The 24,398-nt window shown below is 63.9% G+C and carries 22 protein-coding genes; all 22 read right to left on the reverse strand.

All coding sequences use genetic code 11. The features are described 5' to 3' along the window. Positions 1–17: 17 nt before the first annotated feature. Positions 18–2,600 carry an adenosylcobalamin-dependent ribonucleoside-diphosphate reductase gene (locus KIT08_00545; protein ID UYN89745.1) on the reverse strand — a complete coding sequence of 861 codons (2,583 nt, stop codon included), beginning with the start codon at positions 2,598–2,600 and terminating at the stop codon, positions 18–20. A gap of 67 nt (positions 2,601–2,667) precedes the next feature. Beyond that, positions 2,668–3,129, reverse strand: a complete 462-nt coding sequence (gene nrdR / locus KIT08_00550; GenBank protein UYN89746.1) for a transcriptional regulator NrdR — start codon at positions 3,127–3,129, stop codon at positions 2,668–2,670. Positions 3,130–3,335: 206 nt separating this feature from the next. Beyond that, entirely contained in the window at positions 3,336–4,427 is a 1,092-nt protein-coding gene (locus tag KIT08_00555; protein UYN89747.1) for a zinc ribbon domain-containing protein, read from the reverse strand. Positions 4,428–4,565: 138 nt separating this feature from the next. Beyond that, complete coding sequence (ftsZ, locus tag KIT08_00560) at positions 4,566–5,681, reverse strand: cell division protein FtsZ (GenBank protein UYN89748.1); 1,116 nt, start codon at positions 5,679–5,681, stop codon at positions 4,566–4,568. Between the two features lie 93 nt (positions 5,682–5,774). After that, a complete protein-coding gene (gene ftsA / locus KIT08_00565) occupies positions 5,775–7,001 on the reverse strand; it encodes a cell division protein FtsA (GenBank protein UYN89749.1) in 1,227 nt (408 codons plus the stop codon). Beyond that, entirely contained in the window at positions 7,001–7,981 is a 981-nt protein-coding gene (locus tag KIT08_00570; GenBank protein ID UYN89750.1) for an FtsQ-type POTRA domain-containing protein, read from the reverse strand. Before KIT08_00570 ends, ftsA begins: the two co-directional genes overlap by 1 nt. Then, positions 7,982–9,103 (reverse strand): D-alanine--D-alanine ligase, encoded by a 1,122-nt coding sequence (locus tag KIT08_00575; protein ID UYN90768.1) that lies wholly within the window; start codon positions 9,101–9,103, stop codon positions 7,982–7,984. It abuts the gene before it with no gap. Positions 9,104–9,111: 8 nt separating this feature from the next. Further along, positions 9,112–10,035 carry a UDP-N-acetylmuramate dehydrogenase gene (gene murB / locus KIT08_00580; GenBank protein UYN89751.1) on the reverse strand — a complete coding sequence of 308 codons (924 nt, stop codon included), beginning with the start codon at positions 10,033–10,035 and terminating at the stop codon, positions 9,112–9,114. Between the two features lie 5 nt (positions 10,036–10,040). Next, complete coding sequence (locus tag KIT08_00585; GenBank protein ID UYN89752.1) at positions 10,041–10,217, reverse strand: hypothetical protein; 177 nt, start codon at positions 10,215–10,217, stop codon at positions 10,041–10,043. Next, the gene (gene murC / locus KIT08_00590; GenBank protein ID UYN89753.1) at positions 10,210–11,589 is read right to left on the reverse strand and encodes a UDP-N-acetylmuramate--L-alanine ligase; all 1,380 of its coding nucleotides are present in this window, start codon (positions 11,587–11,589) and stop codon (positions 10,210–10,212) included. The genes KIT08_00585 and murC overlap by 8 nt, the downstream gene beginning before the upstream one ends. After that, entirely contained in the window at positions 11,586–12,083 is a 498-nt protein-coding gene (locus KIT08_00595; protein ID UYN89754.1) for a CvpA family protein, read from the reverse strand. Before KIT08_00595 ends, murC begins: the two co-directional genes overlap by 4 nt. Beyond that, entirely contained in the window at positions 12,080–13,192 is a 1,113-nt protein-coding gene (locus tag KIT08_00600) for a UDP-N-acetylglucosamine--N-acetylmuramyl-(pentapeptide) pyrophosphoryl-undecaprenol N-acetylglucosamine transferase (GenBank protein ID UYN89755.1), read from the reverse strand. Before KIT08_00600 ends, KIT08_00595 begins: the two co-directional genes overlap by 4 nt. Next, entirely contained in the window at positions 13,110–14,408 is a 1,299-nt protein-coding gene (locus tag KIT08_00605; GenBank protein UYN89756.1) for a cell division protein FtsW, read from the reverse strand. The genes KIT08_00600 and KIT08_00605 overlap by 83 nt, the downstream gene beginning before the upstream one ends. Beyond that, positions 14,405–15,775: a UDP-N-acetylmuramoyl-L-alanine--D-glutamate ligase gene (gene murD, locus KIT08_00610; protein ID UYN89757.1), complete on the reverse strand. Its 1,371-nt coding sequence runs from the start codon at positions 15,773–15,775 to the stop codon at positions 14,405–14,407. The genes KIT08_00605 and murD overlap by 4 nt, the downstream gene beginning before the upstream one ends. Positions 15,776–15,778: 3 nt before the next feature. Then, positions 15,779–16,768 carry a phospho-N-acetylmuramoyl-pentapeptide-transferase gene (mraY, locus tag KIT08_00615; GenBank protein ID UYN89758.1) on the reverse strand — a complete coding sequence of 330 codons (990 nt, stop codon included), beginning with the start codon at positions 16,766–16,768 and terminating at the stop codon, positions 15,779–15,781. After that, positions 16,758–18,194 carry a UDP-N-acetylmuramoyl-tripeptide--D-alanyl-D-alanine ligase gene (gene murF, locus KIT08_00620; GenBank protein ID UYN89759.1) on the reverse strand — a complete coding sequence of 479 codons (1,437 nt, stop codon included), beginning with the start codon at positions 18,192–18,194 and terminating at the stop codon, positions 16,758–16,760. Before murF ends, mraY begins: the two co-directional genes overlap by 11 nt. After that, entirely contained in the window at positions 18,191–19,975 is a 1,785-nt protein-coding gene (locus KIT08_00625; protein ID UYN89760.1) for a penicillin-binding protein 2, read from the reverse strand. The genes murF and KIT08_00625 overlap by 4 nt, the downstream gene beginning before the upstream one ends. Before the next feature lie 2 nt (positions 19,976–19,977). Then, positions 19,978–20,451 (reverse strand): hypothetical protein, encoded by a 474-nt coding sequence (locus KIT08_00630; GenBank protein UYN89761.1) that lies wholly within the window; start codon positions 20,449–20,451, stop codon positions 19,978–19,980. A 99-nt stretch (positions 20,452–20,550) separates the two neighbouring features. Next, positions 20,551–21,489, reverse strand: a complete 939-nt coding sequence (rsmH, locus tag KIT08_00635) for a 16S rRNA (cytosine(1402)-N(4))-methyltransferase RsmH (protein UYN89762.1) — start codon at positions 21,487–21,489, stop codon at positions 20,551–20,553. Position 21,490: 1 nt separating this feature from the next. Then, on the reverse strand, positions 21,491–21,934 hold the full coding sequence (gene mraZ, locus KIT08_00640) for a division/cell wall cluster transcriptional repressor MraZ (protein ID UYN89763.1): 444 nt from the start codon (positions 21,932–21,934) through the stop codon (positions 21,491–21,493). Positions 21,935–22,145: 211 nt separating this feature from the next. Then, complete coding sequence (locus tag KIT08_00645; GenBank protein UYN89764.1) at positions 22,146–23,201, reverse strand: polysaccharide deacetylase family protein; 1,056 nt, start codon at positions 23,199–23,201, stop codon at positions 22,146–22,148. After that, positions 23,198–24,334 carry a GNAT family N-acetyltransferase gene (locus KIT08_00650; GenBank protein ID UYN89765.1) on the reverse strand — a complete coding sequence of 379 codons (1,137 nt, stop codon included), beginning with the start codon at positions 24,332–24,334 and terminating at the stop codon, positions 23,198–23,200. The genes KIT08_00645 and KIT08_00650 overlap by 4 nt, the downstream gene beginning before the upstream one ends. Positions 24,335–24,398 lie beyond the last annotated feature (64 nt).

Genomic DNA, 24,398 nt, shown 5'->3' on the forward strand with positions numbered 1-24,398 from the left:
GAGCTGGAGTTTAATACTTAGCACTCACTGAACCCGCACGAGTGGCACTTCTTGCAGCCCTCTTCGTTCACGAGGGTGCTGTGGCCGCACTCGGGGCACAGCTCGCCCTTTGGCCCCGTTCGCTGCTCCGGAGCAGCGTCAGCAGCATGAGCGTGCCCGTTGCCATTGCCGTTGCCGGGAGCGTGCGCTTGTGCCCCACTCTCGTGCGCTTCCAGGTACTGGCCGATCGCCTGCGAGACGCCGTCCGGCAGCGAGCGCACCTTGCGGGGCCCGAGGCCGAGCTGGCGGTCGCCGCCGAGGCCAGCCAGCTGGGCGCGCACTTCGTGCAGGCGCTGCAGCGGGGCCACGGGCGAGGACAGGCGCAGGATGTAGGATACGAGGCGGCCGATGGCCTCGGAGACGGCGGCGGTTTCGGAGCCGGCTTTGGCGCTGTTGATGAAGGCTTCGAAGGGCTGATCTTCACCGTTCTCATTGATGGTCACGAAAGCGGCCCCCAACGGAGTCTCGACCTTCATGGTGTGCCCGTGCATGACGCCGGGGCGCGGCTTACGACTCTCATTCCACAGTGCCTCCCCTACTGGCATAGGCTTCGCTTCGGGAGCAGCTTCCTTGGACTTCGCAGTCGCATGTGTCTCAAGCACAACCTTGTCGCGCGAGCCGGTGACGTAGACGGTGATGCCCTTGGCGCCCAGCTCCCAGGCCAACATGTAAGCGGTGGCCACATCCTCTTCGGTGGCTTCGGCGGGGAAGTTGACGGTCTTGGAGAGGCTGTTATCCACGAAGGCCTGCATGGCGGCCTGCATGCGCACGTGCTCCTCGGCGCTGATGTCGCCGGAGACCACGAAGGTGTTGCGCAGGCTCTCGGGCAGGCCGGCCACGTTCTGGCAGGTGCCCTGGGCCACGACTTGCTCGATGATCGTGGCGCGCTCCTCCTCGCTCAAGCCAGAGGCTTCCAGCGCCTGCTGGAACAGCGGGCTGGTGTATGTGAGCGTCAGGTCCTTGCCGTTGTCGTTGACGTGGCGCAGGTACGCCAGAGCGAATACCGGCTCGCAGCCGTAGCCTTCGCAGCCGGAGATGGTGGCGATGGTGCCGGTGGGCGCGATGGTGGTCTGGCAGGCGTTGCGGATGCCGTGCTCCTTGATGCCGGCGACGATGGCGTCCCAGTCCACCGCCGGGCGGCCGAAGTCGCCCACGTAGGGCTCCAGCGGCGTGGGCGGGGTCCAGGTCATATCGTTCTTGTCGTAGATGCTGCCTTCGATGGCGGTGAAGGAGCCACGCTCTTTAGCCAGCTCGATGCTGGTCTTCATGCTGTGATAGCGCACGAACTCCATGATCTGCGCCGAGAACTCCTGCGCTTCGGACGAGCCGTAGCGGATGCCGCAGTGGTACAGCAGGTCGGCCAGGGCCATGACGCCCAGGCCGATGCGGCGCGCCATCAGGGCAGCCTCGCGCAGCTGGGGTACCTGCGGCACGTAAGCATTCTCCTGCACGACGTCATCGAGGAAGCGGGTGGCCAGCTCAGTGCTCTCCTGCAGCTTGGCCCAATCCACCGTGCCATCGGGGCCGAAGTGCTGGGCCAGGTTGATGGAGCCGAGGCAGCAGTTCTCGTAGGGGCCGAGCCACTGCTCGCCGCAGGGGTTGGTGGCCTCGAGCGGATAGAGGTGCGGCACGGGGTTGCTGCGGTTGGCCGCATCCAGGAACAGCAGGCCGGGTTCGCCATTGTGGTGAGCCTGGGTGACGATCATGTCGAACAGCTCACGGGCGCGCAGGGTCTTGTGGGTCTTGATGGGCAGGCCAGCCAATTCGGCCTGCTCCAGCGTGCCGTCGAAGCCCTTGCTGCGCGGGTCGCTGATATCGAGGAAGCGTAGATCCCAATCGGCGTCAGCCTGCACGGCGCGCATGAAGGCGTCGGTGATGCCAACCGAGATGTTGAAGTTGGTGATGGCGTTCTCGCTGGTCTTGCTGGTGATGAACTCCTCGACATCCGGATGGTCTACGCGCAGCACGGCCATGTTGGCGCCGCGGCGGGTGCCGCCCTGAGCGATCTCGCCGAAGGCCTGGTCATACACGCGCAGGAAGCCGACCGGGCCGGTGGCCCGGCCGGCGGAGGTCTTGACGTGGGCGTTCTTGGGGCGCAGGCGGCTGAAGGCGAAGCCGTTGCCGCCGCCGGTCTGCTGGATCAGGGCCGCGTCACGCAGGGTCTGGAAGATGCCGGAGGAGGCGCGGCCCATGTCGTCGCTGATGGGCAGCACGAAGCAGGCGGCCAGCTGTCCAATGGGCGTCCCAGCGCCGGTGAAGGTGGGCGAGTTGGGAGTGAAGCGCTGTTCAGCCAATAAGCCGTAGAAGGCGCGGGCGGTTTGCATTTCATCACCGCCCCATTCCTTTTCCACCTTGCCAACGTGGTAGGCCACGCGCCAGTAGGTCTGCTCGGCGCTCTCGATGGGCTTGCCTTCTTTGTCGCGGCGCATATAGCGACGCTCGAAAACCTGCATGGCATTATCGCCCAGGTGAACCTTGGCAAGCCCCTTGGGCATGGCCGGCGTGGGCAGCAGGCCGTGGGTCTCCTGCTTGGCGGTGGTGGATTTTGTTTCCTTCAACATCGCTTCCTCCATAGTGCGGGGAGACGCAGCGACACTCCGCCCCCGGCTGGGTGCGGGTGGTGCTGCGTCAACTTGCTGCGATCAGGCTGTCTACTTCTTTGCGGATGGCCTGAAGATCGTTCAGGCCCAGATACACGAGCGCAAAGCGGATGTAGGCAATTTCGCTGAGGTCCTTCAAGCCGGCGAGGACCATATCGCCGACGACGCGGGACGAGACTTCGGACTTCTCCATCTGCATGAGCTTGGTTTCGATCTCGCCCACCAGGCGGTCGATCTCGGCGGCGGCCACGGGCAGCTTGACGCAGGCAAGCTGCACGCTGCGCAGCAGCTTCTCGCGGTCAAACTCTTCGCGTCCGCCATCGCTCTTGATGATGAGCGGCGCAGCGAGAATGGGACGCTCGTAGGTGCTGTAGCGCTTGCCGCAGTTCTTGCACTCACGCCGGCGGCGAATGCCACCCCGCGCGTCATGCGTGGTGTCGATCACCTTGCTGCCTTCCTGGTTTGCGTCTTTGCAATGCGGGCACAACATAGCTGCGGGTCTTGCCTCTCTCTACTACTGAACTGCGCGTATCGCCCCCATATATGGGGAGCAGTACAAAAGTACCGCTATATTTCGGGGGAAAAGTTCGCCATTCTAGCATGCGGCCTATAGGCACGCAAGCATTTTTGGCACGAAATCTGCGTTTGGGGAAAACTTTAAGACACGCGTGGATGGAGCGTATAGCTGACTTGAAGTCAATTGGCAGGACTGATGGACGTAACACCCCCAAGGGTGTTGATCTCCAGCAGCCAGTGACTGCCGATCACACAACGCTGGAACTGGCTGTACGAATTGGCCTGGTAGCTGTAGGTATCGCCACCGGAACGGAATATGCAGGTGTATGTCTCCTCCTGCTCACCCAGACGCTGATCGAAGTTGAGCGCGGGCTGCGGCCATTGCGGATTCAGGCCCACGCCGCGTAATTCAACCGTGTCGTAGGCTTCCCAGGCTTCGGCAGTATAGGAGCAGTAGTCTGCATACACCTCGTACATGCAGTCCTGCACCACCTCGCCAGAGCCGCTGCCTGTATCCACCACGTATTCGGTGCCACACACTTCACGGTAAGTGGCGTTGTTGGGCGGCTGGGCCTGTGTGCTGCGGACCTGCTCACGACAGGACAGGTTGGTTGCGCCGCTAGGCACTTCATCAGCCCAGGCTTCCAACTCCACCGGGCCGAACTGCTCCACCACGACTGAACGTTCCCACTCGGCGCCGATAACCGTGGCTTCGATCTGACTGGTGCGCAGGAAGAGAAAGTACACGATAGCGCACAGCGTCAGAAGCACCAGCCCGCCGATGACGAATGCTCGCGACCCAAGCTTGCCAGCGGCCTGCGGCTTGGTAGGCGCCTTGGCGGGCCGGGGAGCCGGCGCCAGGCTGCCGCCGCAGCTGCCACAGGCGCGGCGATTGCCGGCATTGTGCGCACCGCAGCTTGGGCACTCTTGCGGGGTATAGGCGCCTTTGACGGTGGGCTTAAAGGCACCCAGGACCTTGCCAGACCCACGCTTGGCCCCGGCAGCAAGATCTGCCTGGCACTGGGAACAGTTCTTGGCCCCGGAAGGATTGCGGGTACCGCAAAACCCGCAATGGATGTCCGCGCCGGCTTTGGCGCGGCGAATCTTTTCGGCATCGGTAAGGAGCTGGCTGAGGCTACCCTGGTGGAAGTCAACCTGAGGCGGCTGCGGGCTGCCGCACGACATACAGTAGGCGTGCACCCCCGCATTCTGATTGCCACAGCTTGGGCAAGCCCAGTAGAGTTCAACGTAGCCTTTAACTTTGCGAACCATAGCGTCTCCGTGGAGCAAATGATAAACCACATAGAGCTAACAAAAGACCACGCTGCCCGGTGAGGCAGCGTGGTCTTTTCGGGCTCCGTGGAGGGTCGGATCGTACGCCCGGTGTTACACCTAACTGATAGAGATCAACTACCGACCTACGCGGTTGCGCAGGAAGGTGGGGATATCCAAGTCTTTGGGGTTGATGTTGGCGGCCATTTCGCTCTCTTGCTGGCGAGGGGCAGCCTGGATGTGGCCTTCGTGGCTCTGGGCGGGCTGGCCGGGCTGCGTGCGCAGCATGCGGCGCGGCATGCCCTTGCGGTCAAAGCCGGTGGCGATGACGGTGATGCGCACCTTGTCGCCCATGTTCTCGTCGATCACCGCACCGAAGATGAGGTTCACATCCGGGTGGGCGGTTTCCTTGACGATGGCGGCGGCCGTGTTGACCTCGAACAGCGACATGTTGGGGCCGCCGGTGATGTTGAACAGGATGCCACGGGCCCCGTCAATGGTGATGTCGAGCAGCTGGCTGTTGATGGCGGCTTCGGCGGCCAGTTGGGCGCGGTTCTCGCCCTCGGCCTCGCCAACGGCCATCAGCGCCGCCCCACCCTCAGACATGATAGTGCGCACATCGGCAAAGTCAAGGTTGATCAGACCGGGCACGGTGATAAGTTCAGAGATGCCTTGCACACCCTGTCGCAGCACGTCGTCGGCCACGCGGAAGGCATCGTTCAGCCCGGCGCGCTTGTCCACCAGTTGGAGCAGGCGGTCATTGGGGATGACGATGAGGGTGTCTACGTGCTCTTTCAGCTGGGCAATGCCAGCTTCAGCGTTCTGCTTGCGGCGCTTGCCTTCGAATTCAAAGGGGCTGGTGACCACGCCAATGGTGAGGGCGCCGACTTCACGCGCAACCTGGGCCACGATGGGCGCGGCGCCGGTGCCAGTGCCGCCACCGATGCCGGCGGTAACGAACACCATATCGGTGCCGCGCAATACTTCATACAGCTCTTCGGCAGACTCTTCGCCGGACTTGCGCCCGGTGTCAGGGTCACCGCCGGAGCCCATGCCCTTGGTGAGCTTGTTGCCAATGCGCACCTTGGTGGGCGCATTGGAGAATTGCAGGGCCTGCGCGTCCGTGTTCACCGCCACGAACTCAATGCCCGGCATGCCCTGCTCAATCATGCGGTTGACGGCATTGCAGCCGCCGCCGCCGACGCCCACAACTTTGATGCGGGCCAGTGCTTCAGTGTGGTTGTTGTTTGCCATCTAGCTCCTCCAAGCTAAGTGATTGCTCTCAAGCGCGGTGCTGCGACACTTAAGATTCAAATATAGACTGTTCGCTTTTTTTTCGCCTGTAAATCAAGGCAGGAAACGGCGAATCAGATCCTTCCAGTCAACGCCCTTATCAGGGCCGTGCCCATTCTGTGAAGCCGTGATAGGGCTGACCTCATTCATCAAGACTGCCCACTTCAGCAAGCCTACGCTGGTGGCGTAAGCGGGCGATTGCAGCTTGTCTACAATACCGGTCAGCTTCTCCGGCTGGCCGATGCGCACGGGCATGCGCAGCACGCGGCTGGCAAGCTCCGGTAGGCCCTTGATGGCGCTGCTGCCACCGGTGAGCACCACGCCGGCGGGCAACAGTTCGCCATAACCGGTGCGGCCGATCTCTTCCTGCAAAAGGGTGAAGACCTCTTCCATGCGGGCTTCAATGATCTCGCTCATCTCATGGCGGTTAATGTCGATCGCTTCGGCTGCGCCGACGGCCTTGACCGCGAAGGTCTCGGCCGGGTCGATCTCGGCCGGCAGCGCGTGGCCGTAGCGCAGCTTGATCTCTTCGGCTTGCGAGAAGGGCAAACGCAGGCCATGCGCAATGTCAGAGGTGACGTGGTTGCCACCAACCCCCAGCACGCTGGTGTGCTGCACATCGCCTTCGACGAAGATGGCCATGTCGGTCGTACCGCCGCCGATGTCACACACCACCACGCCCATCTCACGCTCGGTGGGGGTGAGCACCGCCTCGGCCGAGGCGAGCGGGTTGAGCACGAACTGGCTCACACCAACGTTGGATTCGGCGACGCACTGGCGCAGGTTGTCCACCACCGAAGCGGCGGCGGTGATGATGTGCACCTGGGCCTCGAGGCGGAAGCCGTGCATGCCGACCGGGATGGCAATGCCATCCTGCCCGTCAACGATGAAACCGCGCTGGATGACGTGGATGACCTCGCGGTTGTGCGGGATGGCAACGGCGCGGGCTACTTCCAGAGCGCGGGCCACATCGTCGTGGCTGATGACGCGGTTGGCGATGCCGACCGCACCGATGTTGTTGGTGGAAGTGACGTGCGCGCCAGCCAGGCTGACCAGGGCCGATGCGATCTCCAGCCCGGAGCTGCGCTCGGCCTTGTCGATCGAGTGGCCGATGGCGCGGGTAGCGGCATTGATATCCACCACCGTGCCCTTGCGCACACCCTGCGAAGGCTCCACCCCTACCCCCAGCACGCGCACGCGGCCGTCTTGCTCCACGCGGGCGACGATGGTGCAGATCTTGGTGGTGCCGATATCAATGCCTACGACAATTGGTGCGGCCATTAGTAGTCCATCCTGTAGTACGGGGCGTGCAGTTGGGCCACGCTGATCAGCGTGGGCGACAGGCGGCGCGCCCGCAATTCGTCCAAAATCTTGAGATATACCGCCAGGCGCTGGTCAATATCCTTGCCGTCCTGGCCGAAATAGGCCTGCCAGCCGCCGGGGTCAGTCCAACCGAAGCCCAGCTCCTGGTTATAGATGAGCGGCGCGTCTTCCGGTGCAATGCGGTCCAGGGCCTGGATGGCAAAGACCATCTCGGGCCGGATGAGCTGGTGGCTCTGTGTGGCGCTGTTGCTGGCCAGGGCAGGCGGTGCATCCAGGGCGGTCACGCGGATGAGCCCGGCGGCATCGCCCTGCGGAATGAAGGCCACGCCAGCGGCATCCAGCCATAGGGTCAGCCCGGCCTGCTCCCACACGATGAGCGGCTCGCGCTCCTTAACCGTGACAGTGACGCGGCCCGGCAGGCTAACGCTGATCGAGACGCGCTCCAGCTCAGGGAACTGGTCACGCAGGATCGTATAGAGTTTTTTAGGCTCAACGGCGAAGACGCTCTGGCCGCTGATGCCGAGGGCGCTGTTGATGGCATTGCCATCCACGCGCTGGGCGCCCTGCAAGGCGACCCGCGCTACGGTGAAGCTGCCCGATGCGAACATACTGTAGAGCATGAAAATGCACAGACCCACCAGCGAGGCGGAGACCACGCGCCAACCCACCTGCACGCTGGGCAGAGCCGGCAGGCGCAGTTCGGCGCCGGCTTCGGCCAGCTTGATGTAGCGTGGGCGGCGTTCTTTGCGCTCGGCCAACTGCTGCAGGCGGCGCTCCGTCTGGGCGTTGCGGGCCACCATGCGCGGCATGCGCGTCGCGCGGGCCGCCTTGCTGGCGCTGCTGGCCAGGCGGTTGACGATGGGCTTGCCCTCGCGGCGCTCCAGACGGCGGGCGCGCACTTGCTCAGCGCGGGTCAGACTGCTTTCACCAGTGGCCATTTAGCCGCCTCTCCTGTATTCGTGCACGGTAGCGGCGCGCTCGGCGCGCCGCTCCAGCGCCAATTCGATCAAACGGTCCACCAGGGCTTCCCCATCCATACCGCTGGCCTTCCACAATTGCGGATACATGCTGATGGAGGTGAAGCCCGGAAGAGTATTGACTTCGTTCAGCACAACTTCACCAGTGTCACGGTCGAGAAAGAAATCCACGCGGGCCAACCCCGCCAGATCGCAAGCCTGGTAGGCCTTGACGGCCAGCTCACGGATGCGGGCACTGGTCACGGCGGGAATATCAGCCGGGATATAGGTCTTGGAGCGGTCATCGTGGTACTTGGCCTCGTAGCTGTAGAACTCGGCCTCGGGCACCACCTCGCCGCATACCGAAGCCTCGGGCGCGTCGTTGCCCAATACGCTGACCTCGATCTCGCGGGCGTTGTAGCCGCGCTGTACCACAGTGCGGCGGTCATACTGGGCGGCGTACATCAGCGCTTCCATCAGGTCAGAGCGATTATTGGCTTTGCTGACGCCCACCGAAGAGCCGAGATTGGCCGGCTTGATGAACAAGGGATACTTGCTGACCGCCTCAGCCTTGGCAATGGCGGCTTCGGTGTCATCCTGGATCTCGCTGCGCAGCAGCAGCACACTGTCGGCGACGGGGATGTTGTTGGCCTTCATCACATCGGCGAAGAGGGCTTTGTCCATACCCACGGAGGAGCCAAGCACGCCGGCGCCAACGTAGGCGACGCCGGCCATCTCCAGCAGACCTTGCAGCGTGCCGTCTTCGCCATAGGTGCCATGCAGCACAGGGAAGACCACATCCACATCCGCCAGCGTCGTGAGTAGCTCACCACCCTGGGCAGCGGTGATGGCCTTGATGCCCGTGCGGGTCGGGTCAGCCAGCAGCGTTGCGGCGTTCAGGCCGCTGATGTCCTCAGCTTCCAGCGCGGCCAGCACGCCGTCGCCGGCGTACCAACTTCCGTCACGCGTGATGCCGACCTGGGTGACCTGGTAGCGGGCAGGGTTCAACATCTGCAGCACGAACTTGGCTGACATGAGCGAAACGGCGTGCTCGCCAGAGCGGCCGCCGAAAATAACTGCAACGTGAGTCTTGTTCTCTGCCATCTTTTTCATCAGTCCTGCGTGGGCCACTCGCCCACTAACTGCACTTCCAACTCCAACTCGATGCCGGCGGTCTTGAGAACCGTCTGGCGTGCTTCCTGAATAAGTGCGTATACATCGGCTGCACGCGCCTCCCCCAGATTGAGGAAGAAGTTGCCATGCAGTGGGCTGATCTGGGCGTTGCCAATGCGCTTGCCCTTCAACCCGGCTTGCTCGATTAGCCGCCCGGCGCTTTCGCCCGGCGGGTTCTTGAACATGGAGCCCATGCTGGCGCCCGGCGGCTGGGTCAGCCGGCGGTAGGCCTGGTAGGTGTCCATCTCGGCCCGAATTTCAGCTTCGGGTCGCTGGACCAGGCGCAGCTGGGCGCCGAGAACGATAGCCTGGCCGGGATTGCGCTTCAGCCAACTCTCGCGGTAGGCAAAGCCCAAATCCGCCGGGGTCCAGTCCTGGCGGCCCTTCTCACGATGCAAGATTGTTGCCAGCTGCAAGCAGCCGGCCATGTCGCCGCCGTGGGCGCCGGCGTTGCCGGCCACTGCGCCGCCCAGCGTGCCAGGCACGCCGGCGGCCCACTCCAGTCCGCCCAGGCCCTTGCGGGCCGCCTGGCGGGCCAGCGAGCCGAGGCCTGCGCCGGATTCAGCCCAGACGGCTTCGGCGTGGAACTCCACCTTGTTGGCCTGGTTGAGCACCACCACCTGGCGGATGCCCGCATCGCTGACCAGCATGTTGGAGCCGCCGCCCATGATCACGAAGGGCAACTCCAGCTGCCAGAGAGCCTGGGCGGTTTGGGCCAACTCGTCAGCCGAGCGCACGTCCACCAGCGCATCGGCGTTGCCGCCGATACGCGCAGAGGTAAGCCGCCCCACCGGCTGGTCCAGCCGGAGACGGTCACCAAAGGCCGCTTGGAGTGCGGCAATGGGGAGTGTACGCTCGCTCACGTGCATCAGATCTTCTTGACGCGCGTGACGATGCGGTTAAGCACCTCGCGCGTGGCTTCGTCCTTGGTGACGTGGCTGCCCGGACGCTTGGGCGCAGGGGCCACCTTTAGCTTCGTCAGGTCGTACTCTTCACCGTAGGTCACGATGAACGGCATGACCTTCTTCTGTTTTTGCTCAAGCATGTTTGCTCTCCTTGTCTTGCAAGCCGGCGAACACATCGGCGCTCAGTTGAATGGCGTCACCCGCGCTCATCACCACCAGCACATCGCCGGCAGTCAACTCAGCCAGCAAGGCTTGCTGGGTCTGCGCAAACGTGGGAGTGAACGCGGCGCGGGGGATTTGTGCTACGAGCTTCTCCAGCGAAAAATCGGCCGGGCGCTGCTCACGGGCGGCGTATACGTCAAGCACCAGCACGCGGTCAGCGTCGCCGAAGGCGCTGGCGTAGTCGGCAGCCAAGGTCTGCGTGCGGCTATAGGTGTGCGGCTGCCACACGGCCAGGATGCGGCGGCCAGCGTAGCGGGCGCGGGCGGCGGCCAGCGTGGTGCGGATCTCGCTGGGATGGTGGGCATAGTCATCTACGACGGTGACGCCAGCCACATCACCGCGCACTTCAAAGCGGCGGCTGGTGCCGCGGAAATCAGCCAGGGCCAGGGCAGCCTCGCCCATGTTGAGGCCGAGCTTGTGGGCTACGGCCAGCGCGCCGAGCGCGTTGAGGGCGTTGTGCAGGCCAGGCACCTGCATCTGCACGCGGGCCAGCTCCTGCCCGTCATGCAGGGCTGCAAAGTTGTAGCCAGCCCCATCGGTGGAAAGTATTTCCATACGATAGTCCGCCCTTTCGTGGCTATGCGCATAGCGGCTGGTTTTGTGGCCGCGCTCGGCGGCGTAGGCCAGCAAGGCAGCTGCGCCTGCATCGTCGGCGCAGGCGATCAGCTCGCCGTCGGGCTGCAGGCGGTCAACAAAGCGCTCAAAGGCGGCCTGGAAATCCGCAGGAGTGGCAAACATATCCGGATGGTCGTGCTCGACATTGGTCACCAGCGCATAGCGCGGGCGCAGGCCGAGGAACATGTAGTCGTATTCATCGGCCTCGATCACGAACAGCCGCCCACCGCCGGCGGCGGCATTGGCGCCGAGATTGGCGGCCAGGCTGCCGATGATGTAGCCGGGCCGCTGATTGAGGGCGGTGAGCAGCCAGGCCAGCATGGCGGTGGTGGTGGTCTTGCCGTGCGAGCCCGCCACGGCGATCACCTGCTGATCAGCCAGTAAATGCTCCAGGAACTCGGAGCGCTTGTAGACGGGAATGCCTTTGGCACGGGCGGCCTGCACTTCGACGTTGTCCTCGCCCACGGCGGAAGAGCGCACTACGCGGGTTGCGCCGTTGATGTTGGCGGCGGCGTGGCCGATGCTGACCTTGACGCCCGCCTGGCTGAGCAGCTCACCCAGCGGCGAAGCCTCGCGGTCAGAGCCGCTGATGTGCTCGCCACGCTCAAGCAGCACGCGCGCAATGGCAGACAAGCCGGTGCCGCCGATCCCGATGAAGTGCGTGCTCTGGCTCATACGAACACCAACAAGATCAGCAAAATACCGATCAACACAGCCACATAGGCCCACTGCCCCACCAGCCAAACCGGGATGCTGTACTCGAGCCACTGGGCCAGCTCGGGGCCGGCGGGGGTGACGAACGGAAACGGATAGTTGTACTTGTTCAGATAAAAGAGCAAGGTCGTTACCAGGAAATAGCCGTTGGCGGCGCCCAGCACCAAACCGAAGATCTTGTTGCGCCAGTGGCTTTTTATGAGCGCATCTGAGATCTGCTGAATGCGCTGGCCTTGATAACCGATCACGGCGCAGAAAGTGACAATGCCGCCGCGCACCAGGAATTGCAGGTCATCCGGGCCGGAGAACGGGAAATATTGTTCGATCACCACGATCGCAAATACGGCCGCCACGATCGAGATCGTGACCAGCACTTCCTTCTTGACGCCGCGCGTGCCGCCCACAATGGCAAACATGACGACGAGCATCCACAACAGCGCACTGAACGAGATCACGCCTGGGCCTCCCGCCCTGCGCCCAACTGGCGCAGCAGGCCGGCCAGGCGGGCGGCCGCATCCGGCATGGCCAAGGCGGCCATGGCGCTGCGCATGTCGGCCAGGCGCGGCTTGTCGGCCAGCAGGCCGCGCACAGTGGCGGCCAGCTCGGCGCCCATGCGCTCATCGGGCAGCACCATAGCTGCGCCGCGTTGCGATAGCAAGGCGGCGTTGTCGTGCTGGATGTGCTGCTTGAACGGGATCGGCACGAGCACAGCCGGCAGCTGGAACAGCGGCAGCTCGCCAAAGGTGGAGGCGCCGGCGCGGCACACGGCCAGGTCCGCCGCGGCGAAGGCCGCGCCCATGTCCTCGTGCAAATACGGGAACGCACGATAGCGGGCCGCCTGGGCGGGCGGCAACTGCGCCTGGGCGTCGTTGACTTCGTCCCAGTTGGCTTCGCCACTGATATGGATCACTTGCATATCTTGCAATAAGTCCGGCAATGCCGCCACCGCAGCGCGGTTAATGTTTTGTGCGCCCTTGCTGCCGCCAAAGATCAGCAGCACAGGCACGTCCGCGCTCAAGCCGAAGTGGCGCAGCGCCTCGGTGCGGCGGGCGGGCTGCGCCCAGGCGGCCAGCTCGGCGCGCACCGGGTAACCGGTGACCTGCACGCGGGCCGGGCGGTCAAAGTATTGGCCCACCTCGCTGGCCACGGTGGCGATCACATCGGCGAAGCGGGCAATAAAGCGCAGGGTGAAACCTGGGCGCGCATCCGGCACGAAGGCCAGCGTGGGTACGCGGCGGCCAGCCATGGCGATGGGCGCGGCGACGAAGCCGCCGGTAAAGAAGAGCGCATCGGGCTTAAAGCGCGCCAGGATGCGGCGAGCCGCCAGCCAGCCGCGTAGCAACTGCCACAGGTTGCGCGGCAGCTGGGCAAGACCCACGCCATGCAGGCCGGCGGCGGGCAGCGTGGTGAAGGTCAGCCCGGCGCGAGTCACCAGCTGCTCCTCCATGCCGCCTTGGCCGCCCACCCACAGCAGCTCAAGGTCAGTTGCGCCCAATTCTTGAAGCGCGGCGAGCGCGGGATAGACCCCACCCCCGCTCGCCCCGGCGGCCACGAGTAGTCGCATCAATGATCCTTTCTTCTTTCTGGCTCTTCGCGCTTGATGTGCGCGAAACGCTCATTACAACGCCCAGTGCGCCCAGCACAGAGACCAGGCTGGAGCCGCCGAAACTGATCAGCGGCAACGCATTGCCGGCAAACGGCAGCAGACCCACCATCACGCCCATGTTGATGAAGGCTTCCATGGTGATCCAGACGGTGATGCCGCCGGCGATCAGCGCACCCAGCATGTCTGGGGCGCGGTGGGCAATGACCATGCCGCGCCATAGCACTACGCCATACAAGAGCGCCAGGATGGCACAACCCACCAGGCCGAGTTCTTCGCCCACGACGGCAAAGATACTGTCGGTGGGCGGCACGGGCAGGCCGGTGAGCTTGGTGTCGGCCAGGCCAATGCCCACGCCGAACCAGCCACCCTTCACAAACGCTTCGAATGAGCGCAGCACGTGACTGTTGGCCTGGGTGGGGTCCTGCAAACTATCCAGGTAGCTGCTGATACGCACCTGGCTGGTAGTGCTGACGCTGACGAACAAGCTGGCCAGCACACTGGCGCCGGCCAACATGAAGATGATCTGCTTGATGCTGCCGCCGGCGAGGAAGAACATCATGCCGCCCAGCACCACCATGGTGGCGGCGGCGCTGAAGTCAGGCTGCAGCAGAATGAGGCCGGCCATCAGGCCCACGATGGCGCCCAGCGGCACAATGCCGCGGCCGACATGGGCCAGCTGCTCACGTTTGGAGCTGAGCCAGACCGAGAGATACAGGATCGTCGCCACCTTGGCCACTTCACCAGGCATATACGAACCGCCACTGAGGGCGCGGGCCGAACCGAAGCGGACTTCGTTCACCACCAGCACGACCAGCAGGCTGATGATGGTGCCGGCGATGAGAGGGATGGCATATTTGCGCCAGAAGCGATAGTCAATGAAATAGGCTGCCAGCCCGCCCACCAGACCGATGGTCATGGTGACCATTTGGCGGCGGAACATGAAGGTGGGGTCATCGTATTCACTCAGCGAGAAGTCCCAACTGGCGGAGTAGACCATCAGCAGGCCGAAGACGACCAAGGCGAAGATGGCCAGGGCCATGGGGACATCAAAGTTGAGCTCCAACTGCGGCCACAGGCTGGCGCCCTTGCGGCGGCCGCGGCGGCGGGAACGCCGCTCGGGCTGCTCGAAGGCTTCGGGCGTGGCTTCAAACTGGTCAAAGGTTTCTTCGCTCATAGCTCACTCACCAATTGGCGAAACCGCTCGCCGCGGGCTTCAAAGTCCTTGAATTCGTCAAAGCTGGTGGCGCCAGGCGCCAACAGCACCACCTCGCCCGGGCGGGCTTCGGCGGCGGCCAGGCGCACGGCTTCATCGAAGCCGGGCGCGGTGTGGCGCGGCAGCTGCGGCGCCCGGCTGGCAAACAACTGCTCAAGCATCGGCGCGGCTTGGCCGAACAGCACCACGCGGCTGGTGCGCTCCGCGGCTAGGCTCACCAGCCCGCTCCAGTCAAGCTGCTTGTCGCGCCCGCCCAGCAGCAGCACCAGCGGCTGGCCGAAGGCGCGGACAGCGGCCTCGGCGCGCTGGGGGGCGGTGGCGATCGAGTCGTTGTAGTACTCCACCCCGCGCAGGCTGCGCACAAATTCCAAGCGGTGCGGCGCACCGTGGAAGCCCTGCAACCCGGTCAGCATGTCTTGCGGACGGGCGCCGGCAGCGGCAGCCAGGGCGCAGGCAGCCAGTACGTTCATCAGGTTGTGCTCGCCGCGCAATTCAATCGCGTTCAGCGGCAGCAGTTCGTGCTCGCCGCTGGCATCGCGCAGCCAGATGCTGTTGCCGCGCGCGAACACGCCGTGCTGACCGGCGGCCAGCAGGCCGCGGGTGAACCACAGTACGCTTCCGCGCACACTCTCAGCCAGCGGCCAAGAGCGTGAGTCTTCACGGTTAAGCACGGCTACATCATCGGCGGTCTGGTAGTCCAGAATGCGCGCTTTGGCGGCTACGTATTCGTCCATACTGGCATGGCGGTCGAGATGATTGGGCGCCAGGTTGAGGATGGTGGCTATCTGTGGGGCGCGGGTCATCCATTCCAGCTGGAAGCTGGAAAGTTCCATCACGGCGATGTCATCGGCGTGCATCTCGTCCACATCCGCCAGCAGCGGGCGGCCGATGTTGCCGCCCACCCAGACTTTGCGAACACTCTGGCCTTCGAGGCCAGCCAGCATGCGCCCCACCAAGGTGGTGGTGGTGGTCTTGCCGGCCGAGCCGGTGATGCCGACCACGCGGCACGGGGCACCATCCAAGAAGAGTTGCGAGTCGTTCGAGATAGGAATGTTGCGCTGTTTGGCTACACGCACCAACTCAATATCGCTGGGCACACCGCCGGAGAGGCATACCAGATCAGCGCCATCCAGCAAGCTCAACGGATGACCGCCCAGCGCCCATTCCACCGGCAGGCCAGCCAGCGCGGCGCGGGCCTCGCCCAGCTGCTCGGCCGGGCGCGCATCGGTGAGCACGGGGCGCGCGCCGTGGTTCGCCAGATATTTGGCGGTTGCCACTCCTTGCCGCGCGGCTCCCACGATCACCACTTTGCGCTCCTTCCAGTCCATGCGCTACAACACCGCCAAGGCCACGCCCACCATGGCGAACAACAGGCCCATCAACCAGAAGCGCTGCACGATCTGGGTTTCGCTCCAGCCGGAAAGCTCGAAATGCAAATGCAGCGGGGTCATTTTGAAGACGCGCCGCCCGCCGGTGAGCTTGAAGAAGCCGACCTGCAAAATAACGCTGAGGATCTCGCTGACGGGGATGACCGCGATCAGCGGCAGCAGGATCCACTGGCCGGTCATCAAGGCCACCACGCCCAGGCAAGCGCCCAGCGCCATAGCGCCGGTATCGCCCATGATGAGCTGGGCGGGGTGCACGTTGAACCACAGGAAGCCGAACAGTGCGCCCACCAGCGTGAAGCAGAACTGCGCCAGAAAGGTCTGGCCCTGCAGCAAGGCAATGCAACCAAAGGTGGCGAAGGCGGTGGCGCTGATCAAGCCCGCCATGCCGTCCAAGCCATCGGTAAAGTTGACCGCGTTGGCCGCCCCCACAATAATGAATACCGCCACCGGGTAGAAGAACAAGCCAAGGTCAAACTCAACACTGGCACCGGGCAGGTACATATCTGGCACGTGGAGCAGTTCACGCAGTGCAATCGCCAGAGCGGTTGCCAGCACCACCTGCAGCAGCAGCTTGTTGCGGGCGCGCATGCCCTCACCGATTCTCCGCTGCAGCTTACGAATGTCATCAAGGCTGCCCAGGGCGGCAAACGCGATCATGGCGCCCATCGGCACCAACACCGAGAGCCCCACCCCGCTCAGCCCGATCAGCGAGACGGCGTTGAGCAGTACGGTCACCAGCAGCACGGGCAGAATGAACATCACGCCGCCCATGGTGGGCGTGCCCACTTTGACGATGTGGCGTTGGGGTGCCTCGACGCGGATGCTATCGCCCACTTCCAGGCGACGCAAAATACGGATGAGCGGGCCGCCCCAGATGACAGTGAGAATGAAACTCACCCCGGCCAGCACCAATGCGGTGGCGCTACCGTTCATTACGTTCCTCCAGATCCGGCACGATCCTGTCCATGTGCACGCCGCGCGAGCCCTTGACCAAGACCACGTCGCCGGCGCCCAAGGCACTCTTGAGATAAGCCAGCGCGCCTTCGGTGTCCTCAAATTCGTTGATGGCGGTGGCTTGCAAGCCAGCCGCGCGGGCAGTCTCGGCAATGGTGTGGGCACGCGGGCCGACGGTGACCAGCAGGTCGGCCACGCGGGCGGCCAGGTTGCCCACCACGCGGTGGCCCTGCTCCTCATATTGGCCGAGCTCTAGCATATCCCCCAGCACGGCCACCTTGCGGCCCTCGAGTTCGCTGAGCAGATTGAGCGCCGCCACGGTCGATTCAGGCGAGGCGTTATAGGTGTCATCGAGTAGCAACGAGCCGTTGCGGCCGGGCACGGCCATCAGGCGCAGCTGGGCGTTGCCCATGCGCAGCCCGCTGAGGATAGCGCCCCAGTCCATGCCTTCGATCACGCCCACGGCGGCAGCGCGCAGCGCGGTGTGCACTGAATGGCGGCCGATGAGCGGAATGCGCACGTGCAGAGTTTCATTCTGATAGTGAAGGCGGAAACGCACGCCGTCCAGCCCCAGGCCTTCGACCTCATCCGCCCACAGGTCGGCGGCGGGGTCGAGCCCGTAGAAGAAGACCCGCGCTTTGGTCTCCTGCGCCATGCGCTTCACGAAGGGATCGTCATAGTTGAGGATGGCGACGCCATCGCTGCTCAGGTTTTGCACCAGCTCAGCCTTGCCCTGGTAGATGGCTTCCTGCGAACCGGCCCGCGAGGCGTGCACCGTGCCAATGTTGGTGACCACGCCGATCTCGGGCACGGCAATATCGGCCAACAGGGCAATCTCGCCAATCACGTAGAAGCCCATCTCCAGCACGGCGCGCTCGGTATCGGGCGTGATGCTGAGCACGCTGAGCGGCAGGCCGATCTCGTTGTTGTAATTGCCAGCCGACTTGAAGGTGCGATAGCGCTGGCCCAATACATCGGCGGTCAGTTCTTTGGTGGTTGTCTTGCCCACGCTGCCGGTGATGCCGATCACGCGCAGGCTGGTGAGCTTGCGGCGCCAGAAGCGGGCCGCCTGCTGCAGCGCCTGCAGGCAATCCCCCACCACGATGCACACAGGCTGGCCGGGTGCAAGATCGGCGGCGGGCGGCTGCTTGCCGCGCAGGTCCAGCGCGGCAACACCGTCCAGCGGGCGCTCAACCAGGGCGGCCACCGCGCCGTTGGCGAAGGCGGCTTGCACATAATCGTGCCCGTCCACATGCTCGCCGCGCAGGGCAACGAACAGGCTGCCCGCCTTGGCCTCACGCGAGTCGTGGACGGCCCCGCTGAGCGCGATCTGCTCGGCGGCCGCCGGGCGCTCGCCGCTCAAGGCTTCGATGATGTCTGCCAGGGTCAATGTTTCCGCGCTCATTGCTCGCTCCCCTGCCCCGAATTGGTGACCGCGCCGGCCATCTGATAGTTGGGCGGGATGCCCTGCAGCACCACCAGGCGCTCGACAATATCGGCAAACAACGGCGAAGCCACTTCGGACGCCCAAGTGGAAGTCACCGGGCGCTCCAGCCACACGAAGACAATAAAGCGCGGGTTCTCGACCGGGCCCCAACCAATGAACGAGGTGTTGGTCTGGTTCTCCTCGTAGCCGGTGGGCACCGGGATCTGTGCCGTGCCGGTCTTGCCGGCCAGACGGTAACCGGACACCAGGGCCAGTGAGCTTTCGCCCTCCAGCGATTGAGCCAGCATTTCAGTCATGGTGCGTGCCGTCTCGGCTGAGATGGGCTGGCCGGCGTACTGGGTGGATACGTTGTATTGCGAACCGTCTTGGATGACCGCCTTCACAATATGCGGAATGACCATCTGGCCGTCGTTCACGAAGGCCGAAACGGACATGACCATTTGGATGGGCGTGACGGCAATGCCCTGGCCAAAGGTGTTGGCGCCCAGGTCTGCCAGGTACCAGTTGGGGTCACCGGGGCGCTTCACCGTGCCGCTTTGCTCACCGGCCAGGTCAACCCCGGTCGGGTGGCCAAAGCCGAAGCGATCCACATATTCGTAGAACTTTTCCTGGCCCAGCTTGTCGCCCATCCAGGCGAGACACACGTTGAGCGAATGCTGCATGCAACCTTGCACAGTCTGCAAACCCCAGGCGCGGTTGTTCCAGTTGCGGATGGTGATGCCGCCGATGGTGAACACGCCGCGGTCTTCAAACTCCGTTTCGGGGGTTACGACACCCTGGTCCAGCGCGGCAGCGGCGGTGATAACTTTGAAGATCGAGCCGGGCTCGTAGATCTCGCCCACGGCGCGGTTGTATGGCACTTCGTTGGTGTAGATGTCGCCGTAATTCTGGAACTCGTTCAGGTCCATGCGCGGCGTGCTGGCCATGGCCAGCAATTCACCGGTCTTGGGATCCATCACGATGGCGGTGCCCGACTCGGCGCCGGTCTGGGCAATGTGGGCATCCAGCATGTCTTCGACCATGGCCTGGATCTCGCGGTCGATGGTCAGCACCAGGCTGGCGCCCGCCGGCACCTCTGGGCGGGCCTGCACCTGGGTAGGCGCTACCGGGATCCAAATGCTCTCCGGCTCGCCGGCCAGCAGGCTTTGGTACTGCTGCTCCACGCCGAAGTAGCCCAGGCTCTCGCGGTTGACGAAGCCCAGCAGGTTCGAAGCCAGGTCGCGCTCCGGGTAACTGCGGGCCAGTTGCGCTTCGCAGCGCAGGGCGTACAGTGCCGGATCATTGGAGCAGCGCGTGCTGTCCATCGGCTCGGCTTCGCGGGTGACATCGTAGCTCTTGAGCAGGTTGATCTTCTCAGGCAGCACATAACTGGCCAGTACGACATACACGGAGGTGGGCGAGGCGGGAATGCTGGCGCGTTCCAGCACCGTGTTGTAGTCGGCGCCCACCAGGGCGCTGAGCGCCAGGGCGATGGCGTGCGGATCACGCACGGAGGCCAGGTCTACGCCGATCTCGTACACGGTGCGGTTGCCGGCCAGGATGTTGCCGTTGCGATCATAGATGATGCCGCGCGGTGGCTGGATGATGCCGCGCTCGCGGCTGTAGAACTCACTCTGGCGCAGGAAGACCTCAGCCTGCGGGCTGGTTTGGATGCTGAAGGTCTTGTAGAGGATCAGTACGCCGAAGATGGCAAAGAAGCCAGCCATCAGCAAATAGCGCCACATGTGCTCGCGCGGCATGGCTAGTAGCCCCCCAGCAGGCCGAAGCCGTACTCATCGAAGAGCTTGCCGACCCAATCCAACAGCGACTCGGTATAGGCCTCGGGCAGGCGCGGCACGCCGGCGAACTGGCCGCCGGAACGCGGGGCCAGTTGCAGGCTGGCGCGGCCGCGGTAGCCTTCCACCGTGAGGTAGGTGACGGCGCCCGGCTGCACCGGGGCGAAGCCGCTCTGCTGGGCACGTGCCTGCATGGCTTCGTTGGAGGTCAGCGAGGCGAGCTGGCTCTCCATGTTCTCGATCTGCTGCTGCAGGCGAATGCGCTCGTTCTGCAGGCTCTGCACGTGGCGGCCAATGGTGGAGGCGCGGGCCGTGACGTTTAAATACAAACCGGCCAGTAGCGCCAGAGCCGCTACGGCCGCTGCAAAGAAGCCTATCATTTGCATTTGGCGCCGCCAGGGGGTCTGGCTGTGCGCTTGTATATAGCTTTTGTTTCGCATGTTTGCGGCTGCCTCCTGCCTTGGCGGTGCCGCAGTTCCTGCGGTATCGCCATGCTTGCAAAACGGTGCAAAGCCTGTGCCTAATGGCACCTTGTTTCCTTAAAGTTTCTCGGCCACTCTCAAGCGGGCGCTGCGCGCCCGGGGGTTGGCCTGTATCTCTTCCTCGCCGGGCAGCACCGGCTTGCGGGTCAGCTCGCGCAGGCTGGCGATGTGCCCGCAGGTGCACACCGGCTGGCCGGGCGGGCAAATGCAATCCCGGCTCTCCTGGCGGAAGTACTGCTTGACCTGGCGGTCCTCCAGCGAGTGGAAGGAGATCACCGCCAGCCGCCCTCCCTGCTTGAGCGCCGCTACCGCCTGCGGCAGCACCGCTGCCAGCGAGTCGAGCTCGGCGTTGACGGCGATGCGCAGGGCCTGGAAGCTGCGCGTGGCCGGGTGCAACCCTGTGCGCTTGCCGCCTAGCGCCTTTGCCACCACCGCGGCCAGCTCGGTGCTGGTGTGCAGCGGGCGGGCGGCCACGATGGCGCGTGCCACTCGGCGTGACTGGCGCTCTTCGCCGTACTCGTACAGCAGATCGGCCAGCTCGCCTTCGGGCAGAGTATTGACCAGGTCGGCGGCGCTGCGGCCGGCGGCCGGGTTGAAGCGCATATCCAGTGGGCCTTCCTTTTGGAAGGAGAAGCCGCGCTCGGCCTGGTCAAACTGCATCGACGATGCGCCCAGGTCGAGCAGGATGCCATCCACCACGGGCCAGCCCAGCGCCGCCAGGTGCTGGGCCAGGTCTGCATACGAGCCCTGGCGGATGTGCGCCCTTTCACCGAAGGGCGCCAGCCGCTGGGTGGCGAGGGCCAGCGCGGTGGGGTCTACATCCAACCCCAGCAGCTGGCCGCCTGGGTGGCTGCCCTCCAGCAGCCCCCCAGCGTGCCCACCCGCCCCCAGCGTGCCATCTACGTATAGACCGCCGCTGCGGGGAGCTAATGCTTCGAGTGTTTCTTTGTAAAGTACGGAAAGATGCGCGGGCTGGCCGCGGCCATCTGCATTCATGCTAGTTTTTTGAAGTCAGGTCCACACCCGAGAAGCTGCCCGGGTCATCCTTCATGGCCTGGTCAATACGGCCACGGACTTTGGTCCAGGCCTCCTGCGGCCAGATCTCGAACTGGTCGCTGATACCGACCAGCTTGACCTCGGAGCCGAGCTTGAACTCATCCCGCAGGAACTGCGGGATGAGGATGCGACCGCTGCTGTCGGGCTCGACGCGCTCGGCCTGGCCGGTGATGACACGACGCAGGTCACGCACCTTAGGGTCAGTGAAGCTGAGCGCTTCGAGTTGGGTCACCATCGCTTTGAAGGACTCAGGCAGCATGACCACCAGGTTGCCATCCAGCCCGCGCGTGATGACCCCGCCCTGCGCAAGCAGCTGGCGGAAGCGGGCCGGCACCGTGAGGCGGCCCTTGTCATCGATGGAGTGAGAGTATTCGCCTAGAAACATAAGTTCTATTTGTGGGTTAATTGCAGAACGCCGGGATAGTTCCCGGCGCTCCACTTTATGCCACTTCGTCCCACAAGTCCCCACAGTATACGATATTTCGCCCATAATGCAAGCAATTGGTCCCACGAGGAGTTACTCCATTGGTACTAAGGGAAAATAAAAACGGGACGCTTATTGCGTCCCGTTGGTTTGTGATCAAGGCGAGTGTCTCTTAGCCTACATCACGCGTGCCGGGGCCGCGGCGGGCCATGTCGTACAGCTCCTGCTCGTAGGCATCCCGCAAGAGCGCAGGCATATTGGTGGTCTGGCCTGCGTGGCGGAAGGCAGCCTTCTCGGCCCAGATGCGCTGGACGATAAAGGGCACATCGCTCTGCAGGTCCTGCGTATCGTAGAACAGGCCCAGCCAGGGATGGCGCTGGCGGATATCCGCCAGCAGCTTGCGCGAGAGGCCGTTGCCTGAGTACGGGAACGAGAGGGTCACGCGCTCCTGGCCGGTGATGGCTTGGACTTCGCGGGCAGATGTGACGATCTCGCTCTCGATCTCAGCGTCGCTCAGAGTGGCCAGCTTGGCGTGGCGCACGGTGTGGGCGCCGATGGTGAAACCATCGGCGTGCAGGGCGCGCACCTGCTGGCGCGTCAGGTACGGGGTCCGTTCCTGCAAATACGCTTTGACGTCCACGCCCAGCATCTTGGCGGTCATATCGATCACGCCTTCTTCGGCGGCTTGCTGGGTCTTGATCCAGCGCTCAAAGCTGGCGGCATCAGAGAGGCTGAGCCCCAAGGCATTGTTGAGGCTGGTGAGCACCATCTTGGCCGCATCGCGCTCCAAGGTGCGCATCTGTTCGATGCATAGTGAGGTCTTGTTGCGATAGAACATGCTGGCATTGTCCAGCCAGCTAGTGGTGACGTAAAAAGTGCATGGAATGCGATGCTTGAGCAGCAAGGGACGCACCACGCTGTAGCATTCACTGAAGCCATCATCGAACGAGAGGTGCATGGCACGGCGCGGCAGGGGTTCACCATGCAGACGATGGGCTTCGATCTGGGCGTCGCTGACGAGAATGTAGTGTCGCTTGATGTACTCCAGCGCAGCCTCAAAACGGGCCACCGGCTCCGGGGCGTAGAGGTGCTGCACATGCGGCAGCACTTCATCCGATACGGAATGATAAAAGACGCCGACCACATCCCGTGGGAACAAAGCCTGATACGCGCCCAGTGGCAGCGCCCGCCCCACCCCACGCAGTAATTTGCCTGCCAGGCGCCTCATGTGAACACCATATCGCCGTCGGTGTAGTGCTGCGTGAACTCGCCGCTGGCGATCGCCTTTGCCAGCGGGCTGTTGCTGGCACGCGGGTGCAGCTGCAGCGTGCGCTGCAGGCGCAGCAACATCAACAGCCGCGCCAACGGATTGAGCGGCTTGGCCAGCTCGGCCGGACCTTCGATGATGCGCGCCCCGCGGCGAACGGCCGCCCACAGGGCGGTCGAGAGCAGGCGGCCGGGCGGCAAGGTGCTGTCCAGCACCTTGAGCACGCCGCGCCCGCGGATCTTTGAAAACTGCAGCAGCGCATACTCCTGCGCGGTGCCAACGCCAAAGATCTCAAAGCCAGAACGCCAATCGGTAAATTCGTAATCCTTCCAGGCCGTCTCGGATTGCCAGGGCGTGACCCAACGATGCTCCAGCATCCAGTTGAGCACGGCGGCATCTCGGTAGAAGCCCGTGCCGGCCGCGGGCGCGACGACAAACTCCATCGGCGGCTCGAACTTTTTACGCAGAGGCAGCTGCCACAGGCCCAGCGCGGCGATCAGATAAAAAACAGGCCGCAGCAGCCAGCCAATCAGAAACTCGAAGACACTATGAAAAAAAGCCATTAGCGGCTCGATACGGACGGGCTTGCCGAGCAAGGCGGCCAGCTTGCGCAGGCCGCGCAACAGCAGATTGATGGGGTTATAGCGGCCCAGCACATCAAAGTTGATGCGCACATACTCCATCGGGGCCACTTCCTGAAAACCGAACTTGGCGCTGACCCGGCGGGCCGGGGCGCTGCCCACGATGGCCAGATCGACATCCAGATCCAGGGCTGCCTGCATCAACTGCGAGCCGAGCCCCTTGCCCAGCATATCTTTGCTGACCGCCCAGGTAGTGAGCCAATGCATCCGGTGCAGTTGACCAGCATGGGCCAACTGCACGGCCATCAGCCCGAAGTAGCCCACCGGGCGCTCGCCCTGCAGGGCGAGCAGCAGGGCTACGTCTTCAGGCTCGGCGTGGGGGTTGTAGCTCATGGCGATGGCGCGGTGCGGCGTAATGGGGATGAATGCGCCACGCGGGGCGCGCTCGGCATAGCGTGCTGCCTTTTTTGGCAAGTCCTTGAGCGGGATGCGTTCAATGCGAATGGAGTCCATACAAGCCGTGATGATACCAAAACCCACTCACCCGCTTAGGAGTCTTTGTTTTTAACCACAGATG

It is taken from the genome of Anaerolineales bacterium (assembly GCA_025808555.1).
Classification (GTDB): Bacteria; Chloroflexota; Anaerolineae; order Anaerolineales; family UBA11579; genus JAMCZK01.

Excerpts from the sequence above, each read along its gene's own strand:
- KIT08_00605 (UYN89756.1), bottom strand. The coding sequence starts at position 14,408 with ATGAGCGAAGAAACCTTTGACCAGTTTGAAGCCACGCCCGAAGCCTTC.
- KIT08_00575 (UYN90768.1), bottom strand. The coding sequence starts at position 9,103 with ATGGCAGAGAACAAGACTCACGTTGCAGTTATTTTCGGCGGCCGCTCT.
- KIT08_00650 (UYN89765.1), bottom strand. The coding sequence starts at position 24,334 with ATGGACTCCATTCGCATTGAACGCATCCCGCTCAAGGACTTGCCAAAA.
- ftsZ (UYN89748.1), bottom strand. The coding sequence starts at position 5,681 with ATGGCAAACAACAACCACACTGAAGCACTGGCCCGCATCAAAGTTGTG.
- KIT08_00625 (UYN89760.1), bottom strand. The coding sequence starts at position 19,975 with ATGCCGCGCGAGCACATGTGGCGCTATTTGCTGATGGCTGGCTTCTTT.
- ftsA (UYN89749.1), bottom strand. The coding sequence starts at position 7,001 with ATGGCCGCACCAATTGTCGTAGGCATTGATATCGGCACCACCAAGATC.
- KIT08_00555 (UYN89747.1), bottom strand. The coding sequence starts at position 4,427 with ATGGTTCGCAAAGTTAAAGGCTACGTTGAACTCTACTGGGCTTGCCCA.
- mraY (UYN89758.1), bottom strand. The coding sequence starts at position 16,768 with ATGAACGGTAGCGCCACCGCATTGGTGCTGGCCGGGGTGAGTTTCATT.
- murD (UYN89757.1), bottom strand. The coding sequence starts at position 15,775 with ATGGACTGGAAGGAGCGCAAAGTGGTGATCGTGGGAGCCGCGCGGCAA.
- KIT08_00570 (UYN89750.1), bottom strand. The coding sequence starts at position 7,981 with ATGGCCACTGGTGAAAGCAGTCTGACCCGCGCTGAGCAAGTGCGCGCC.
- KIT08_00600 (UYN89755.1), bottom strand. The coding sequence starts at position 13,192 with ATGCGACTACTCGTGGCCGCCGGGGCGAGCGGGGGTGGGGTCTATCCC.
- rsmH (UYN89762.1), bottom strand. The coding sequence starts at position 21,489 with ATGAATGCAGATGGCCGCGGCCAGCCCGCGCATCTTTCCGTACTTTAC.
- KIT08_00630 (UYN89761.1), bottom strand. The coding sequence starts at position 20,451 with ATGCGAAACAAAAGCTATATACAAGCGCACAGCCAGACCCCCTGGCGG.
- KIT08_00645 (UYN89764.1), bottom strand. The coding sequence starts at position 23,201 with ATGAGGCGCCTGGCAGGCAAATTACTGCGTGGGGTGGGGCGGGCGCTG.
- mraZ (UYN89763.1), bottom strand. The coding sequence starts at position 21,934 with ATGTTTCTAGGCGAATACTCTCACTCCATCGATGACAAGGGCCGCCTC.
- murF (UYN89759.1), bottom strand. The coding sequence starts at position 18,194 with ATGAGCGCGGAAACATTGACCCTGGCAGACATCATCGAAGCCTTGAGC.
- KIT08_00585 (UYN89752.1), bottom strand. The coding sequence starts at position 10,217 with ATGCTTGAGCAAAAACAGAAGAAGGTCATGCCGTTCATCGTGACCTAC.
- nrdR (UYN89746.1), bottom strand. The coding sequence starts at position 3,129 with ATGTTGTGCCCGCATTGCAAAGACGCAAACCAGGAAGGCAGCAAGGTG.
- KIT08_00545 (UYN89745.1), bottom strand. The coding sequence starts at position 2,600 with ATGTTGAAGGAAACAAAATCCACCACCGCCAAGCAGGAGACCCACGGC.
- murC (UYN89753.1), bottom strand. The coding sequence starts at position 11,589 with ATGAGCCAGAGCACGCACTTCATCGGGATCGGCGGCACCGGCTTGTCT.